The following is a 17,092-nucleotide window of genomic DNA, read 5'->3' as shown; positions in this document are numbered from 1 at the left end:
TCTGGTTGATAATTATGCAGTATTACCGGAATATCAAAACAGCGAACAGAACAGGTTTTTCCTGACTGCAAACCCATATGCACCATTTTAGCGCATTTCGCCCGCTGCGCTCCCCGGGCGTGCCTCAGCGCATGAATCTCGAAATGGCGCTGCTGACAGCCATGTCCAGCTGCGGGAAAGTGAGTCCCACCTTGAAACCTGCACTGCTGAAAATGCAGTGGGAGACAGACACGCGCGCCTCAATGATGTGCGCCGCGCCATCGTAAAACAGCTCGAACAGCACCTTGCCCTGCTTGCCTGTCGGCAGCGGTTCCGCGATGACGGCCGTCATGCCGCCCGGCCCCACGTCAAGGGTGCGCGCCGCCACAGGGTCCGCGCCGTCCATCACCAACATTGCCTTGGCACGCAATATCTTGCGTGCGCCCTGTCTTTGCTCAACTAACACTATATTCCGCTTCTCTATTAATTCATTGTCGACGCGAACTCGCTACGCGAACTCATCGGACAAATATTATAGTTCCAAACGGAAACTTTGTTTGACTTACCTCAAGCTTGGCATTTAAACCATACCAACTCTTACTCCAGGTCGCGCAATTTGTTAAACGCTTCGTCGATGCGCTCGACGCCGATGACCTTGAGGCCTTCGATGACTTGCTTCGGCAGGTTGGACTTGGGCACCACGGCCAGGGTAAAGCCCAGCTTGGCCGCTTCGCGCAAGCGTTCCTGGCCCCGCGGCGCGGGGCGGATTTCGCCGGCCAACCCCACTTCGCCAAACACCACGAGTCCGCGCGGCAGGGGCTTGTTGCGCATTGACGAGTTAATCGCCAGCAATACGGCCAGGTCGGCCGCCGGTTCCGTGATCTTGACGCCGCCGACGGCGTTGATGAACACATCCTGGTCGAAGGCGGCGATGCCCGCGTGGCGGTGCGCCACGGCCAGCAGCATGGCCAGGCGGTTCTGTTCCAGGCCGACGGACAGCCGGCGCGCATTCGGCAAGTGGCTGGTATCGACGAGGGCCTGGATTTCCACCAGCAAGGGGCGCGTGCCTTCCTGCGTCACCATCACGCACGAGCCTGGCACCTGGTTGTCGTGCTGCGACAGGAACAGGGCCGACGGATTCGACACCCCTTTCAAGCCCTTTTCCGTCATGGCGAACACCCCCAGCTCATTGACGGCACCGAAACGGTTCTTGATGGCGCGCACGAGGCGGAAACTGGAATGGGCGTCGCCCTCGAAATACAGCACCGTATCGACGATGTGCTCGAGCACGCGGGGGCCGGCCAGCGCCCCCTCTTTCGTCACGTGGCCGACCAGAATGATGGTCACGCCCGTCTGCTTGGCCGCCCGCGTCAATTGCGCCGCGCATTCGCGCACTTGCGCCACGGAACCGGGCGCCGAGCTGAGGGCGTCCGAATACACGGTCTGGATCGAGTCGATGACCACCACTTCCGGCTTCAGGTCGTTCAAGGTGGAAAGAATCTTTTCCAGCTGGATCTCCGCCTGCAATTTGAGTTCCTTGGCGTCGATGACGAGGCGCTTGGCGCGCAGGGCGATCTGCGCGCCCGATTCCTCGCCGCTGACGTACAGCACGCGCTTGTGGTGCGACATGTTGGCCAGCGCCTGCAGCAGCAGGGTCGACTTGCCGATGCCGGGGTCGCCGCCGATCAGCACGACGCCGCCCGCCACCATGCCGCCGCCCAGCACGCGGTCGAATTCCTCGATGCCCGTGCCGAAGCGGGGCACGTCGATGGCGTCGATATCGTCGAGCGACAGCACGGGCGCCGTCTGTGCCAGCGACATATGCTGCGGGTTCGAATAGCGGTTATTGCCGCCTGTCTCGGGCAGGGTTTCCACCATGGTATTCCACTGGTTGCACGAGGTGCATTGCCCCATCCATTTGTTGCTGATGGCGCCGCAATCGCTGCAGGTGTAGATGGTCTTGACTTTTGCCATGGTGTACTTTGCCCGGATAAAATAAAATAGCTGGTTATATATACAGTATATACAAACCGCGCTTCCGCGTCACCCTACGCTTCATTCACCGGTACGCGCGGCGCCAATGCGCACATGAGCTCGTAGCCAATGGTACCGGCGGCCAGCGCCACCTCGTCGATCGGCATGCCCTGCCCCCACAAGGTGACGCTGCTGCCGACCTTGGCGCCCGGCACGTGGGTCAGATCCACCATCAGCATGTCCATCGAAACCCGGCCGATCAGCCCCGTGCGCACGCCGTCGACCAGCACGGGCGTGCCTTCCGGTGCATGGCGCGGGTAGCCATCCGCGTAGCCGCAGGCCACCACCCCCACCTTGACGTTGCCTGCCGCTTGGTAGCGGCTGCCGTAGCCCACCACCTCACCGGCGGCGATATCCTGGATACCAATGATGCTGCTGCGCAAGGTCATCGTGGGCAGCAAGCCGAACGTTTGCGCGGACGTGCCGCCCGGAGCGCCGCTGGGCGTGCCGCCATACAGCATGATGCCGGGGCGCACCCAGTCGCTGTCCAGATGGTGCATCAGCACGCCGGCCGAATTGCACAGGCTGCGCGGCAAGCGCGTGCCTTCGCCGGCCGCGCCGATACTGGCCACGCCGGCTTCAAAACGCAGCATCTGCTGGGCCAAAGGCAGGCGCGTGGGCCCCGCCTCGTCCGCATTGGCGAAATGCGTCATCACGGTGATCATGCCGATATGCGGCATGGCGCGCAGGCGCGCATAAGCACCCGCCACGGCAGCCGGCGTGAAGCCCAGGCGGTTCATGCCTGTATTCATTTTCAGGTGCACGTCGATGGGGTGCGACAGCTGCGCCGCTGCCAGCATGGCGATCTGCTCCTCGCAATGCACGCTGCCGTTCAAGTCGTATTGGGCCATGACCGGCAAATCGCTGGCATCGAAAAACCCTTCCAGCAGCAAGATAGGCTTGCTCCAGCCCAGTTCGCGCAAGCGCACGGCGTAATCGACCTCGACCAGCGCCAGGCCATCGGCCTCGGCAAAGCCCCGCATGGCCCGTTCCAGGCCGTGGCCATAGGCATTGGCCTTGACGACAGCCCATACTTTGGCGCCACGGGCGCCGGCACGGGCGCGCGCCAGATTATGTTGCATGGCATCAATATGGATAGTGGCAAGGATGGGCCTGGGCATATGCGTCGTTCACGGCAGGTGGGAAAGCCATATTTTACCGGATGGGACTCGAGCGGGCGCCGCAAGCGGGTGCAGCAAGCGGAAGCAGGATAGGTGCGCCGGACACCATATACAAAATGCTCACATGTGTGTGTATTTTTCTACGGCAGAATAATTAAGCTTCGCTTAGGCAAGACTATGCAAAGCAGCCCCTGCCAAACTTGGGGTTTGCCGTTTTTTCGTGGTATAAAGCAAGCCAGATATGATTTCAGGCATTCCAGAATGAATCGTGGTTTTTATACCATCATGGCGGCGCAGTTCTTTTCCTCGCTGGCCGATAACGCCCTCTTTTTTGTCGCCGTCGATTTATTGGTGTCCATGAAATCCCCGGCGTGGATCACGCCGCTACTTAAGTTATCGTTCGTGCTGTTTTACGTGCTGTTGGCCGCTTTTGTCGGCGCCTTCGCGGATGCTTTGCCAAAAGGCAAGGTCATGTTCATCGCCAACATGGTCAAGATCTTCGGCTGCGCCCTCGTCTTCTTCCACGTGCATCCGCTGCTTGCCTACGCCGTCGTCGGTTTTGGCGCGGCCGTATATTCGCCCGCCAAGTACGGCATCCTGACGGAACTGCTGCCGCCGGAAAAGCTCGTGGCGGCGAATGGCTGGATCGAAGGCTTGACCGTCACCTCCATCATCCTCGGCACCGTCATGGGCGGCGCGCTCGTCAGCGGCCACGTGTCCGACCTGCTGCTGTCGATCGACATCCCGCTGATCGACACGGGCATCACCAGCAAGACGGAAGCGGCCTTGTGCGTCGTGGTCGGTATTTACGTGCTGGCAACCCTGGCCAACCTGAAGATACCCGACACGGGCTGCGTGTATCCGCACCAGGAACGCAATCCTATCAAACTGATCACCGATTTTGCCAATTGCTATTCCATTCTGTGGAAAGACAAGCTGGGCCAGATCACCCTGGCCGTGACGACCCTGTTCTGGGGCGCTGGCGCCACCTTGCAACTGATCGTGCTGGAATGGGCCAAGCAATCCTTGAACATGCCGTTCGACAAGGCGACCAGCCTGGTGGGCGTGGTCGCCATCGGCGTGGCCGGCGGCGCCGTGCTGTCGGCGCGCTTCATTCCTCTGCGCAAATCGTTGACCGTTATTCCATTGGGCATCGCCATGGGCGTGATCGTCATGATGATGACGCAAGTGCACTCCGTGTGGATCGCCTACCCGCTGCTGATCCTGATCGGCGCCCTGTCCGGCTTCTTCGTCGTGCCCATGAATGCCCTGCTGCAACATCGCGGCCACGTCCTGATGAGCGCGGGCCATTCCATCGCCGTGCAGAACTTCAATGAAAACCTGTCGATTCTCACCATGCTGGCCGTGTATTCGATCATGATCCGTCTGCACCTGCCGCTCAATATCATCATCACCCTGTTCGGCCTGTTCGTTGCCGGTACCATGTACGCCATCATGCGCAAGCACAAGCTGAACCAGGCTGAGCATGACAATCTGTCGCTGATTGGCGAGCAAAAGCACTAGGCAATGAGGTGGCATCGGTGTAGTGTCGGATTACGCGCTGCGCGCTAATCCGACCTACGCAGGAAGCGCGCCTGTTACTCGCCGCGCGGCAGCCTGCTGCGTCCAGTCTTGGGGCACGACAAAACCGCGCGTACGCTCCACTTCCCAGCCTTCGACAGTATCCACCGTGGCCACCATCACCGGTTGCGACAGATCAAACAACTGCGCGCGCAGGGCCTCCACATCGAGCACTTCCACGTCGCGGCCCTTGAACGGCGCCAGCCATTGCAGGCGTGGCAGTACGACATAACGCTGCTCGGGCAGTTGGGCCGGGGTGCACCAGAAACCGTGCCCATGCCCCGGGGAAATACCGTCCATGGCGGGTGTGGCGCCTGGCGCATAGAATAGCCAGCCCTTGACCAGCGCCTGCGCCGCGCGCACGGGGTGCGCCAGCAGGCCTTGCGCGGCCGGATGGCGGGACAAGGCCAGTTGCTTGTCGAGAATCTTACGCATCTTCAAGCCCAGGGTGTCGGCCAGGTTCGGGCCGATAAAGTGATTGAAGACGCCGGGATCGGGCGCCCCTTCGAGCAGGTAGAACTTGGTGGCGAATTCCCAGTGCAACAATTCACTCTCGTCACGCAGCAGGAAATCGAACTCGCCCACCGTGTCGTTGCGGTTGACCTGCACTTGCAAGCCATGCGCTTGCAGCAGTCCGTGCTGCTCAAAATAAAAGGCCAGCAGCTTTTCAGCGTACAGGCCCAGGCGGGAATAGAACCGGCTGCCCAGCGCCACATCGAGCGGCGACGGGTCATCCTGCAGCGCCCCCAGCCACGCCGCCACGGCAGGCGCGACGGGAGGCAAACTGGCGATGCGCCCGCCCCAGTGGGGGCTGGCAGGGTCCAGCAAGTCGGGCGAGTCGAGCAGCCAGGCCAGCGCCCGCACGCGTGGGTGAGTCAAATGTCCCCAGCGGCGTTCGAAGCGGGCCTGGAAGGTAGCGACGGCCGTATCAACCACCGTGCGTGCTTTTCGCCAGGCACAGGTCGGCCCAGGCGCGCGCCTTGGCCTTGCCCGTCTCGTCCTGCAGCAGCATTTCCGGATGGAAGGTGGCGATCAGCGAGGCGTTGCCCAGCTGACGCACCTTGCCCCGTACGGGCTTTTCGCCGGGATTGATGCCGGCCGCGGCCATCGAACCGAGGGTGACGATGGTGCGCGGCTGCAGCAAGGCCAGTTCGCGCTCAAAATAAGGACGGCAGGCGGCGGACTCGGCCTCCGTGGGCAAGCGTTCCTGGCCCGCCTCGTCAAGCGGACGGCATTTCAGCAAGTGCGTGATGTACACATCGCCGCCCGCATCGACATCGATGGCTTTGAGCATATTGTCGAGCAATTTGCCCTGCTCGCCCGGCAAGGCGCGCCCTTCGCGCTCTTCCAGCCGGGACGGGCTGCTGGCCAGCATCAGCCAGGCGCCCTGGCGGTCGCCACGGCCCATGACCACGCCCTTGCGCGTCTTGCACAAGTCGCAGCGCGCGCACTTGGCGACAGCCGCCGCCAAGCCTTCCCAGTCGAGGGCGGCAATGTCCGTATCGCTGAGCTGTCTGGCGGGCGGCGGTGGCGGCGCATCGTCGAACCAGGCCGTGTCGTCAGGCGCGGCGACGGGAACTGGCGTGGCGGCAACAGCGGCGGGCGCTTCGGTCTGTACCTGAACGACCACCTCAGTGACCACTGCGGTCACGGATTCAATGGCTTCGACCACAGGCGGGGCCACAGCGACTTCCGCATCCACGGCAGCGTCGGCGACGACGTCAACAGCCTCGGGTGCGGCGCCCTGGCGCAAGCGCCACAAGGGGCCGACACCCATTTCATCGAGAAAAACGGCGCTGCGGCTCATAAGGTATAACGCATCACGATGGCGTCCTCACGTTGCGAGTTGCTGGCCGGATAGTATCCCTTGCGCCGGCCTATCTGTTCAAATCCATAGCGCTGGTAAATATCAAGCGCGCGCACATTCGACGGACGCACTTCCAGCAGCATCGATTCCATGCCCAGCTGGCGCGCGCAGGCGCAGGACTGGTTCAGCAGGAAGCGGCCCAGTCCCTGCCCCTGGATGGCGCCCTCGACGGCCACGTTGAGCAAATGCGCCTCGTCGACGACCAGCATCAGCAAAAAGTAGCCCAGCAAGGTGCCATCCACGTCACGCAAGACCCAGGCCGGATAGCCGCTCTTGAGGGAATCGACGAAGTTGCCGTGCGTCCAGGGATGCGGGTAGACGCGCTGCTCCAGCGCCAGCACTTCCGCCAGATCCGCTTCCTGCATCGGCTGATAGTCGAGGCGCAGCAAGTCCCAGCCGGCAGCGCGATCCTGGCCCGCCACGCTCATTGCGCGGACTCCGCGGCGGCCTTGGCGGCCTGCATGTCGAGGCGTTCGGCGCTCGTGTAGGCGATCTTGTTGCGCAAGTACAAAGGCTGCGCATCGGCCGCCGTCACGAACTGGCCGGCCGTAAAGGCGATGCGCGCCAGCTGCGCCACTTGCACGGCGTGCGGCATGATGGCGACGTCGGCAGTGGCGGCGCACGGCAGCGCAGCCAGCGCTTCGGCATAGGCGCTAAAACCGTTGCCGCAACCGACCACGTCGCCTTGCGGCGCCACGCCGGCCGGCGCGCTCAGGGCCGGCGGCAGCACGGCTTGCAAGCCATCCTGGTAATCATATTGGGCCCAGTACACTTCGCCCATGCGGGCGTCGAGCACGGTCACGATGCGCTGCGCGCCATGCTGCTGGTGGCAGGCGAGCGCCATGGCGTCGAGCGTGACGACGGGCACGACGGGTAAATTGGCGCCATAGGCCAGGCCCTGCGCGATGCCGCAGGCCGTGCGCACGCCCGTAAACGAGCCGGGACCGGAGCCGTAGGCGATGGCATCGACGTCGGCCAGGGTCACGCCCGCTTCGGCCAGCAATTCCTGCACCATCGGCAAGATCGACTGGGAATGGGTGCGCACGCCCGACGACGCGCGGAAAAGAACGGCATCGCCGCGCAGCAAGGCGCAGGACGCGAGTTCGGACGAAGTTTCAATGGCAAGCAAGGTGGGAAGTAAGATAGGCATGCCGTATTTTACCTTGCCACGCCATGGCGCGGCACTCCCCGCCGCGGCATGCCTGGACCAGCCGGGCAGCGATCAAGCTGGCGCGGCTTGCACAGCGGCCCCGCGAGGACGGCTATAATGAAAGACGCAGCCTATTATTTGACCGGCATCAAGCCTGCCGCGCCAAGCAATCGTTCAGCCATTATTCAGCCATTACCAAGCCACATCGCTCAGCAATATCGTCTTTCCACTCTTGCCCTGGTCCGTTCCGTGAATCCACTTCTTGCTAAACTGCAACCATATCCATTCGAAAAGCTGCGCCAGCTGTTTGCCGGCGTGACCGTCAATCCCGAGTATGCGCCCATCAGCCTGGGCATGGGCGAACCCAAGCATCCGACGCCGGCCTTCATCGAGCAGGCGCTGGTCGACAATATCCACGGCCTGGCCAGCTATCCGACCACCATCGGTTCGGAAGCCTTGCGCAGCGCCATCGCCGGCTGGCTGGAACGCCGCTACGGCATCCCCAAGCTCAATCCTGCCACGCAAATCCTGCCCGTAAACGGTTCGCGCGAAGCGCTGTTTGCGCTGGCGCAAACGGTGATCGATCCATCGGCCGGTTCGCTCGTGATCAGCCCGAATCCGTTTTACCAGATCTATGAGGGCGCAGCCTACCTGGCCGGCGCCGAACCGTATTTCGTCAACTCCGACCCCACGCGCAACTTCGGCTGCGACTACGACAGCGTGCCCGCGTCCGTGTGGGAAAAAGTCAAGCTGCTGTTCCTGTGCTCGCCCGGCAATCCGACGGGCGCCGTGCTCACCTTGACGGACTGGGAACACCTGTTCGCCCTGTCCGAGCGCTACGACTTCGTCATCGCCGCCGACGAGTGCTATTCCGAGATTTACCACGGCGACACGCCCCCGCTGGGCGCGCTGCAGGCGGCCCACATGCTGGGCCTGTCCACGATCGAGCGCCCGTATGCGCGCCTGGTGGTGTTTTCCAGCCTGTCGAAGCGCTCGAACGTGCCGGGCATGCGCTCGGGCTTCGTCGCCGGCGACGCCGAGGTGCTGAAAAAATTCCTGCTCTACCGAACCTACCACGGCGGCGCCATGAGCCCCGCCGTGCAGGCGGCCTCCGTCGCGGCCTGGAACGACGAAACCCATGTCGAGGAAAATCGCGCCAAGTACCGCGCCAAGTTCGACGCCATCACGCCGCTGCTGCAAGCGGTGATGGACGTGCAATTGCCGGACGCCGGCTTCTACCTGTGGGCAGACGTCAGCCGCACGGGCCTGTCCGACACCGAATTCGCGCAACGCCTGTACGCCGAATATAATGTCACGGTATTGCCTGGCAGCTACCTGGCGCGCGACGCGCACGGCATCAATCCGGGCCGCAACCGCATCCGCATGGCCCTGGTGGCCGAGACGGCCGAAGGGCTGGAAGCGGCCTTGCGCATAGTAAAATTCTGCCAGCAGCTTTCCGCATCCGCATCAACCAACTAAATAAACAAGACATCATCATGAGCCAACAACTGCAAACCATCATCGACCAGGCCTGGGAAAACCGCGCCGAGATCAATCCGCGCAACGGCACGGCCGAACTGCGCGACGCCGTCTCCCACGTCATCCATGGCCTGGACAATGGCAGCATCCGCGTGGCGGAAAAAACCTCGGGCGACTGGGTCGTCAACCAGTGGGTCAAGAAAGCCGTGCTGCTGTCGTTCCGCCTGGAAGACAACGTCGTCCTGCCGTCCGACGGCACGATGCAGTTCTACGACAAGGTGCCGACCAAGTTCGCCAACTACACGGCCGAAGACTTCGCCAAGGGCGGTTTCCGCGTGGTACCGCCAGCCGTCGCCCGCCGCGGCAGCTTCATCGCCAAGAACGTCGTGCTGATGCCGTCCTACGTCAACATCGGCGCCTACGTCGATGAAGGCGCCATGGTCGACACCTGGGCCACCGTCGGCTCCTGCGCGCAGATCGGCAAGAACGTCCACCTGTCCGGCGGCGTCGGCATCGGCGGCGTGCTCGAGCCGATGCAAGCGAACCCGACCATCATCGAAGACAACTGCTTCATCGGCGCCCGTTCGGAAATCGTCGAAGGCGTGATCGTCGAAGAAAACTCGGTCATCTCGATGGGCGTGTACATCGGCCAGTCGACCAAGATCTACGACCGCGCCACGGGCGAAGTGACCTACGGCCGCGTGCCGGCCGGCTCCGTCGTGGTCTCGGGCAACCTGCCTTCGGATGACGGCAAGTACTCGCTGTACTGCGCCGTGATCGTCAAGCGCGTCGACGCGAAAACCCGCGCCAAGACCGGCATCAACGAACTCTTGCGCGGCATTTAATCACTGCGCTGCGAAGTATCGGTCACACCTGAATGTCCCGCTACGGCGGGACATTTTTATTTCTATCCACGCCAGCGTAACACTTGTTTGAGGTAAAGCATGTCCAGAGTCGATTACGAGGCGTTGGAGCCATCAGAGGATTGCCTGCTGATGTGCTACACAGGCACACCGTTTAGCGGCATAGCATTTGAAAACGATACGGATGGCGCATTGATAACAGAAACCAGTTTTATTGATGGCCAGAAAAATGGTATTTCTCGGCAATGGTCGGTTGCGAGCAGGCTTATTCGCGAAGAATGGTTTGCCCTGAACGCGTTACATGGCCCGGCGCATGAATGGCACGACAATGGCGCGCGCAAATCCGACGGACGCTATGAACTCGGAATATGCATCCAGGAACAAGTCTGGGACGCGCAGGGCACTCTGCTCAAGGACTATCGCATAGATGAAGATGGCGCGCAATTTGCCACACTGAAAAAACTGCGCAACAGTCAAATTGGCGCCAAGGCCAGCACCACACATCTCCCGCATCGCATCTGAATACCATCTTCAATCGTCGCGCAGCCCTTCCCCATCCTGTCCTATACTGGATGGCATGAATACTCCTCCCGTATTGATCGTCGGTGCCGGCCCTACCGGCCTCATGCTTGCCTTGCGCCTGGCGCGCCATGGCGTCGATTGCCGCATCATCGATAAAAACAGCGGACCGGGCCAGGCGTCGCGGGCCATGGCCGTGCATGCGCGCACCCTGGAGTTTTACCAGCAGCTGGGCTTTGCCGACGAGCTGGTCAGCCTGGGCATCAAGATCAATGCCATGCACATCCACGAAGGCGGCGAAGAGCTGGTAAAACTGGCGCTGGGCGAGATCGGCGAAGGGCTGAGTCCCTACCCTTTCGTGCTGAGCCTGCCCCAGGACGAGCATGAACGCTTTCTGATCAGCAAACTGGCGGCGGCCGGCGTGCATGTGGAATGGAACGTCACCCTGGACTTGTGGACGCAGGACGATAGCGAAGTGCAAGCCATCCTGCTCAACAATGGCGAACGCCAGTATTGCACGTTTGACTACATCTGCGGCTGCGACGGCGCCCGCAGCAAGGTACGCGAGATCGCCGGCTTCGAGTTTTCCGGCGGCACCTACGACCACCTGTACTACGTGGCCGATGCGCAAGTGGCCGGCAACAATACAGATTTGCACGCCCACCTGGGCGCGAACGCGTTTGCGCTGATGCTGCCCGTGCGCACCAGCGGCATGCAGCGCCTGATCGGCATCCTGCCCGACCGCCCCGATGGCGCGCCGCCCCCCGTCTTCGACGACGTGCGGGAACAGGTGCAAGCCTTGCTGGGCATCAAAGTCGAGCACGTGAACTGGTTTTCCACCTATAAGGTCCATCACCGGGTGGCAGGCCAGTTCCGCGCGCGCCGCTGTTTCATCCTCGGCGACGCCGCCCATCTGCACAGCCCCGTGGGCGGCCAGGGCATGAACACGGGCCTGGGTGACGCCGTCAACCTGGCCTGGAAACTGGCGCAAAAGCTGCACGGCCAGAGCAACGACGCCTTGCTCGACACCTATGAAAGCGAGCGCATCGTGTTTGCCCGCAAGCTCGTCGCCACCACGGACCGCGCCTTCCAGGCCATCGTCGCACAGGGCATGGCCGGGCAATTCCTCCGGCGCTGGCTGGTGCCACACGCGCTGCCCTTCCTGTCCGGCTTCGCGCGGGCGCGCCGCTTGCTGTTCAAGACCGTGTCGCAAATCGAGATCAGCTATGAAGACAGCGCCCTGTCCGCCGGCCATGCGGAATACCTGCGCGGCGGCGACCGCCTGCCGTGGTTCTCGGACGGCACGCAAGACAACTTTTTAGCCCTGCGCAGCATGGATTGGCAATTGCACATCTATGGAGAAGCGGCGCCCGAACTGCTCGACGAGGCGCGCGTGCTGAAACTGCCCGTGCATTGCTATACCTTCAATGTCGCCGCCAAGCTGGCCGGCTTGGGGCGCGACGCGGCCTATCTGGTGCGCCCCGACGGCCACATCGCGCTTGCCCTGCACCTGCAGGAAAGCGGCGCCCTGCGCGCCCTGGCCTTGCGGCTTGGTCTGCATTTCGGTCCGGCTGAATCAGGCAAGACGGCGCCACGGCCGGTGTAGGGAAGTCAAGGGACGTGTTGCACTGCCGCATCGGCTGCGCTTCGACTGTATAATGTCGGCTACCACCGCATTTTGTCCTGGCGCAAGCGCCGCGATCAAGCGAACCGCATTCATTCCCCTTAGCCCTACCCATGACGACCATTACACTCTACGGTATCCCCAATTGCGATACCGTCAAAAAGGCCCGCACCTGGCTGGCCGCACAGCAACTCGATTTCACCTTCCACGACTTCAAGAAGCAGGGCCTGGAACGCGCCACTGTCGAGGCGTGGCTGCAGCAATTGCCGTGGGATGTGCTGGTCAACAAGAAAGGCACGACCTGGCGCGCCCTGCCCGACGAGCGCAAGACGTCGATAACGGACGCGGCCAGCGCCCTGGACCTGATGCTGGAAAACCCGTCCATCATCAAGCGCCCCGTGCTGGACAAGGATGGAAAGTTCAGCGTGGCGTTTTCGGATGCGCAGTACCAGACCATTTTCTCGCTGTAATCTATTTAGTTGACCACCGGAACGATGTTGCCGGCACGACCTTACCCATGACCACCTCCAAAACCCTCGCCCTGACCGAAAAACTGATCGCCCTGTCTTCGGTCACACCCGATGACAAGGGCTGCCAGCAGCACCTGATCGACCTCCTCACGCCGCTGGGCTTTGCCTGCGAGACGATACAGTCGAACGACGTCACCAATCTGTGGGCACGGCGCGGCACGACGTCGCCCGTGTTCGTGTTTGCCGGCCACACGGACGTGGTGCCGACGGGTCCCGTCGAGCAATGGCGCTCGCTGCCCTTCATTCCCACGCACCGCGACGGCAAGCTGTACGGCCGTGGCGCGGCCGACATGAAGACCTCGATCGCCGCCATGGTGGTCGCTTGCGAGGAATTCATCGCCGCCACGCCACAGCACACGGGCTCGATCGCCTTTTTGATCACCAGCGACGAGGAAGGCCCGGCCACGGACGGCACCGTCATCGTCTGCGACAAGTTAAAGGAGCGCGGCGAGCAGATCGACTATTGCTTGGTGGGCGAGCCGACCTCGAGCGCGCAGCTGGGCGACATGATCAAGAACGGCCGCCGCGGTTCGCTGTCGGGCCGCTTGACGATCAAGGGCGTGCAAGGCCATATCGCCTACCCGCACCTGGCGAAAAACCCGATCCACGAAGCGGCGCAGGCGCTGGCCGACCTGGTCGAAGAAAAATGGGACGCGGGCAACGAATATTACCTCCCTACCTCGTGGCAAATGTCGAATATCAACGCGGGCACGGGTGCCAACAACGTGATTCCCGGCGACATGGTCATCGACTTCAATTTCCGCTTTTCCACGGCCAGCACGGCCGAGGGCTTGCAGGAACGGGTCCACGCCATCCTCGACAAACATGATTTGCAGTACGATTTGCAGTGGACCCTGAGCGGCCTGCCCTTCCTCACGCCGCGCGGCACGCTCTCCGATGCGCTGTCGTCCGCCATCCTGGAAGAAACGGGCCTGACGACGGAGCTGTCGACCACGGGCGGCACCTCGGATGGCCGGTTTATCGCGCAAATCTGCCCCCAAGTGATAGAATTCGGGCCGCCCAATGCCAGTATTCACAAGATCGACGAGCACATCGAACTGCGCCACATCGATCCCCTGAAGAATATTTACCGGCGCACGCTGGAGCATTTGCTGCCCGCCTGAACAAGAATACCGAGGCCCGTCACGGCGGGCCAGAACACCGTCTTTTCGAGAATGCCATGACCCCGAACCCGTTTTCCACGCCACGCGACCTGCTGCGCTACGCCGTTACCCGTTTTAATACCGCCAAGCTGTTTTTCGGCCACGGCAGCGCCGAAGCGTTCGACGAAGCGGCCTATCTGATCTTGCACACCTTGAAGTTGCCGCTCGACAAGCTCGAACCGTTTCTCGATGCCAAATTGCTGCCGTCGGAAGTGGCCAGCGTGATGACGGTGATCGACCGCCGCAGCATCGACCGCGTGCCGGCCGCCTACATCACAAAGGAAGGCTGGCTGGGCACGTACAATTTCTACGTGGACGAGCGCGTGATCGTGCCCCGCTCCTTCATTGCCGAACTGATCCCTGAATACTTCTCGCCGTGGGTGGCAGAACCGGAAGCCGTGGAAAACATCCTAGAACTGTGCACCGGTTCGGGCTGCCTCTCCATCATGATGGCCGATGCCTTCCCGAACGCCGCCGTCGACGCCGTGGACATTTCCGCCGACGCGCTGGCCGTGGCCAAGCGCAACGTCGACACCTATAAACTGCAGGACCGCGTGAACCTGATCGAATCGGACCTGTACACGAACGTGCCGGCCAAGAAATATGATTTGATCATCAGCAACCCGCCGTACGTGAATTCCGCGTCGATGGGCGCCCTGCCCCAGGAATACCTGGCCGAACCGCAAATCGCCCTCGACGGCGGCAGCGACGGCATGGACCTGGTGCGGAGAATCATCAAAGGCGCGGCCGAACGCCTGACGGACGACGGCATCCTGATGATTGAAATCGGCAACGAGCGCGAATACGCGGAAGCGGCCTTCGGCGAGCTGGGCCTGACCTGGCTGACGACGAGCGCCGGCGACGACATGGTGTTCCTGCTGACGGCCGAGCAGTTGAAGCTGGTTTAATCGACTTGGTAGGTCGGATTAGCCCGAAGGGCATAATCCGACAGGCAGCGCACACACTTGTCGGATTACGCTACGCTAATCCGACCTACCTGAATTTTACGGCGAGGGGTAAAGCCCAGCCTACACAAAGAAAAAAATGATACGTTTCCTACAAGTAAGCCTGATGCGCGGCATCAAACCGTTGCTCGAACAAGTCGATGTCACCCTCAATCCGGGCGACAAGATCGGCCTGATCGGCGCCAATGGCGCGGGCAAATCGAGCCTGTTCGCCATGATGCGCGGCGAATTGCACCCTGACCAGGGCGAAATCGATTTCCCGGCCAAATGGCGCGTGGCTTACGTGGCGCAGGAAACGCCGCCGCTGGACCGTGCCGCGCTCGACTATGCGATCGACGGCGACGTGACCTTGCGCAAACTGGAAGCGGAACTGGCGCGCCTGGAATCGGAGCCGGCCACGTCGGAAAACGGCATCGCCATCGGCGACATCTACAGCGCGCTGGCCGATGCGGACGCATATACCGTGCAGTCGCGCGGCGAGCAATTGCTGCTGGGCCTGGGCTTCACCCTGGACCAGATGCAGCAGCCTGTCGCCAGTTTCTCCGGCGGCTGGCGCATGCGCCTGAACCTGGCGCAGGCGCTGATGTGCCCGTCCGACCTGCTGCTGCTCGATGAACCGACCAACCACTTGGACCTGGACGCCATCATCTGGCTGGAAGACTGGCTCAAGCGCTACGCCGGCACCTTGCTGATCATTTCGCATGACCGCGACTTCCTCGACGAAGTGGTCAACGTGGTCGTGCATATCGACGAGCGCAAGCTGAAGCGCTACTCGGGCAACTATTCGAGCTTCGAGCGCCAGCGCGCGGCGCAGATGATCCTGGCCGCCGGCGCGCTGGAAAAGCAGCAGCGCAAGCGTGCCCACCTGGAATCGTTCGTGAACCGCTTCAAGGCGCAAGCTTCCAAAGCCCGCCAGGCGCAAAGCCGCATGAAGGCGCTGGCGAAGATGGAAGAGCTGGCGCCGCTGCGCGCCGCCGCCGAATTCTCGTTCGAATTCCGCGAGCCGCTGTCGGCCCCGAACCCGTTGCTGGTGATGGAAGACGTCGATGCGGGCTACAAGATCGAGAACCAAGCGACGGGCGAGATCACGCACAAGACCATCGTCAACGGCATCAAGTTTTCGCTGCAGATCGGCCAGCGCATCGGCCTGCTGGGCCAGAACGGCGCCGGCAAATCGACCCTGATCAAGACCATCGCCGGCGAACTGATGCCATTGACGGGCGACGCCACCATGGGCAAGGGCCTCAACATCGGCTACTTCGCCCAGCACCAGGTGGAAATGCTGCGCCATGACGAATCGCCGCTGTGGCATCTGGCCAAGATCGCCCCCACCGTGCGCGAGCAGGAATTGCGCAACTTCCTGGGCGGCTTCAACTTCCCCGGCAATATGGTCACCGCCTCGATCGCGCCTTTCTCGGGCGGCGAAAAAGCCCGTCTGGCGCTGGCCCTGATCGTCTGGCAGCGTCCGAACCTGCTGCTGCTCGATGAACCGACCAACCATCTGGACCTGGAAACGCGCGAAGCGCTGACGGAAGCCTTGGCGCAGTTCGAAGGCACCTTGGTCGTCGTGTCCCATGATCGCCATCTGCTGCGCGCCACCACGGACGAATTCATCATCGTAGCTGACGGCAAGCTGCAGCCGTTCGACGGCGACCTGGACGACTACAAGGATTGGCTGTTCAAGACCAAGCTGGGCAAGGGTACCGATGTGCTGCCGGCCGCCGGCAAGGCCAACAAGACCGATTTCCCGGTAACATCGTCCGTACCTGCGCCGGCCGCCGCCCCTGCCGCGCCCGTGCGCGACAAGCGCAAGGAAGCGGAAGAGCGCCAGAAAACGGCCGCCCTGCGCAAGCCGATCGAAAACAAGATCAAGCGCCAGGAAGAGCAGATTGCCAAGCGCAACGCGCAAAAGGCGGAAACCGACGCCAAGCTGGGCGAGCCGACCATCTACGACGCCGCCAACAAGGCCAAGCTGAAACAGTTGCTGGCCGACCAGACCTTCTTCACCAAGGACCTGGCGCAGCTGGAAGCGGAATGGCTGGACTTGCAGGATCAGCTGGAAAAACTCGGTTAATCAAGCAACGACAAAAGACGACCTCCGGGTCGTAATGCCGTTCAGATAGCGCCCCTACGCGACCAGTAGACCTGCAAAACGGAATAAAGCCCCAGTCGCCGGCACAGGTGTACCGGGCCAAGCTCGCGTCTTCGGCCCGCCAA

Annotated in this window: 16 protein-coding genes; 9 read left to right on the top strand and 7 right to left on the bottom strand. The window is 62.2% G+C overall.

Going from position 1 to position 17,092, the window contains the following annotated elements; genetic code table 11:
- Positions 1–124 precede the first annotated feature (124 nt).
- The 3 genes from CBW66_RS17195 to alr form a co-directional block, all read right to left on the bottom strand.
- Positions 125–445: a PilZ domain-containing protein gene (locus CBW66_RS17195; RefSeq protein WP_071650264.1), complete on the bottom strand. Its 321-nt coding sequence runs from the start codon at positions 443–445 to the stop codon at positions 125–127.
- Between the two features lie 131 nt (positions 446–576).
- Positions 577–1,953, bottom strand: a complete 1,377-nt coding sequence (radA, locus tag CBW66_RS17190) for a DNA repair protein RadA (RefSeq protein WP_046683923.1) — start codon at positions 1,951–1,953, stop codon at positions 577–579.
- 74 nt (positions 1,954–2,027) lie between these two features.
- Positions 2,028–3,134: an alanine racemase gene (gene alr / locus CBW66_RS17185; protein WP_086139303.1), complete on the bottom strand. Its 1,107-nt coding sequence runs from the start codon at positions 3,132–3,134 to the stop codon at positions 2,028–2,030.
- 261 nt (positions 3,135–3,395) lie between these two features.
- Between alr and lplT the strand changes: the two genes are divergently transcribed.
- Complete coding sequence (lplT, locus tag CBW66_RS17180; protein WP_086139302.1) at positions 3,396–4,658, top strand: lysophospholipid transporter LplT; 1,263 nt, start codon at positions 3,396–3,398, stop codon at positions 4,656–4,658.
- 54 nt (positions 4,659–4,712) lie between these two features.
- Here lplT and CBW66_RS17175 read toward each other — a convergent pair whose 3' ends face one another.
- Genes CBW66_RS17175 through tsaB form a run of 4 tightly spaced genes read right to left on the bottom strand, consistent with a single transcriptional unit; the run spans position 4,713 to position 7,732 of the window.
- Entirely contained in the window at positions 4,713–5,594 is an 882-nt protein-coding gene (locus CBW66_RS17175; RefSeq protein ID WP_230491965.1) for a DUF1853 family protein, read from the bottom strand.
- A 49-nt stretch (positions 5,595–5,643) separates the two neighbouring features.
- Positions 5,644–6,522: a uracil-DNA glycosylase gene (locus CBW66_RS17170; protein ID WP_086139300.1), complete on the bottom strand. Its 879-nt coding sequence runs from the start codon at positions 6,520–6,522 to the stop codon at positions 5,644–5,646.
- Positions 6,519–7,010, bottom strand: coding sequence for a ribosomal protein S18-alanine N-acetyltransferase (gene rimI / locus CBW66_RS17165; protein WP_086139299.1), 492 nt, complete (start codon positions 7,008–7,010; stop codon positions 6,519–6,521). Before rimI ends, CBW66_RS17170 begins: the two co-directional genes overlap by 4 nt.
- Positions 7,007–7,732, bottom strand: a complete 726-nt coding sequence (gene tsaB, locus CBW66_RS17160; RefSeq protein WP_086139298.1) for a tRNA (adenosine(37)-N6)-threonylcarbamoyltransferase complex dimerization subunit type 1 TsaB — start codon at positions 7,730–7,732, stop codon at positions 7,007–7,009. The genes rimI and tsaB overlap by 4 nt, the downstream gene beginning before the upstream one ends.
- A 249-nt stretch (positions 7,733–7,981) precedes the next feature.
- On the opposite strand from tsaB, the gene dapC reads away from it, so the two are divergent.
- The 8 genes from dapC to CBW66_RS17120 all read left to right on the top strand — a co-directional run bounded on the left by dapC (position 7,982) and on the right by CBW66_RS17120 (position 16,949).
- On the top strand, positions 7,982–9,211 hold the full coding sequence (gene dapC, locus CBW66_RS17155; protein WP_086139297.1) for a succinyldiaminopimelate transaminase: 1,230 nt from the start codon (positions 7,982–7,984) through the stop codon (positions 9,209–9,211).
- A 17-nt stretch (positions 9,212–9,228) separates the two neighbouring features.
- Positions 9,229–10,056: a 2,3,4,5-tetrahydropyridine-2,6-dicarboxylate N-succinyltransferase gene (gene dapD / locus CBW66_RS17150; RefSeq protein ID WP_086139296.1), complete on the top strand. Its 828-nt coding sequence runs from the start codon at positions 9,229–9,231 to the stop codon at positions 10,054–10,056.
- 99 nt (positions 10,057–10,155) lie between these two features.
- Positions 10,156–10,596 (top strand): toxin-antitoxin system YwqK family antitoxin, encoded by a 441-nt coding sequence (locus CBW66_RS28565; RefSeq protein ID WP_139841710.1) that lies wholly within the window; start codon positions 10,156–10,158, stop codon positions 10,594–10,596.
- A gap of 55 nt (positions 10,597–10,651) precedes the next feature.
- Positions 10,652–12,199: an FAD-dependent oxidoreductase gene (locus tag CBW66_RS17140; RefSeq protein WP_086139294.1), complete on the top strand. Its 1,548-nt coding sequence runs from the start codon at positions 10,652–10,654 to the stop codon at positions 12,197–12,199.
- A gap of 131 nt (positions 12,200–12,330) precedes the next feature.
- Positions 12,331–12,687, top strand: a complete 357-nt coding sequence (locus CBW66_RS17135) for an ArsC family reductase (protein WP_086139293.1) — start codon at positions 12,331–12,333, stop codon at positions 12,685–12,687.
- Between the two features lie 47 nt (positions 12,688–12,734).
- A complete protein-coding gene (gene dapE, locus CBW66_RS17130; RefSeq protein ID WP_086139292.1) occupies positions 12,735–13,871 on the top strand; it encodes a succinyl-diaminopimelate desuccinylase in 1,137 nt (378 codons plus the stop codon).
- A 56-nt stretch (positions 13,872–13,927) separates the two neighbouring features.
- Positions 13,928–14,818, top strand: coding sequence for a 50S ribosomal protein L3 N(5)-glutamine methyltransferase (gene prmB / locus CBW66_RS17125; protein ID WP_086139291.1), 891 nt, complete (start codon positions 13,928–13,930; stop codon positions 14,816–14,818).
- A gap of 136 nt (positions 14,819–14,954) precedes the next feature.
- Positions 14,955–16,949 (top strand): ATP-binding cassette domain-containing protein, encoded by a 1,995-nt coding sequence (locus CBW66_RS17120; RefSeq protein WP_170932896.1) that lies wholly within the window; start codon positions 14,955–14,957, stop codon positions 16,947–16,949.
- The last annotated feature ends 143 nt before the right edge of the window (positions 16,950–17,092 follow it).

This window comes from Janthinobacterium sp. GW456P (assembly GCF_002127655.1).
Lineage (GTDB): Bacteria > Pseudomonadota > Gammaproteobacteria > Burkholderiales > Burkholderiaceae_D > Janthinobacterium.
The sequence above is the reverse complement of the archived record's forward strand: the minus strand, read 5'-3'. Positions and strand labels throughout refer to the sequence as shown.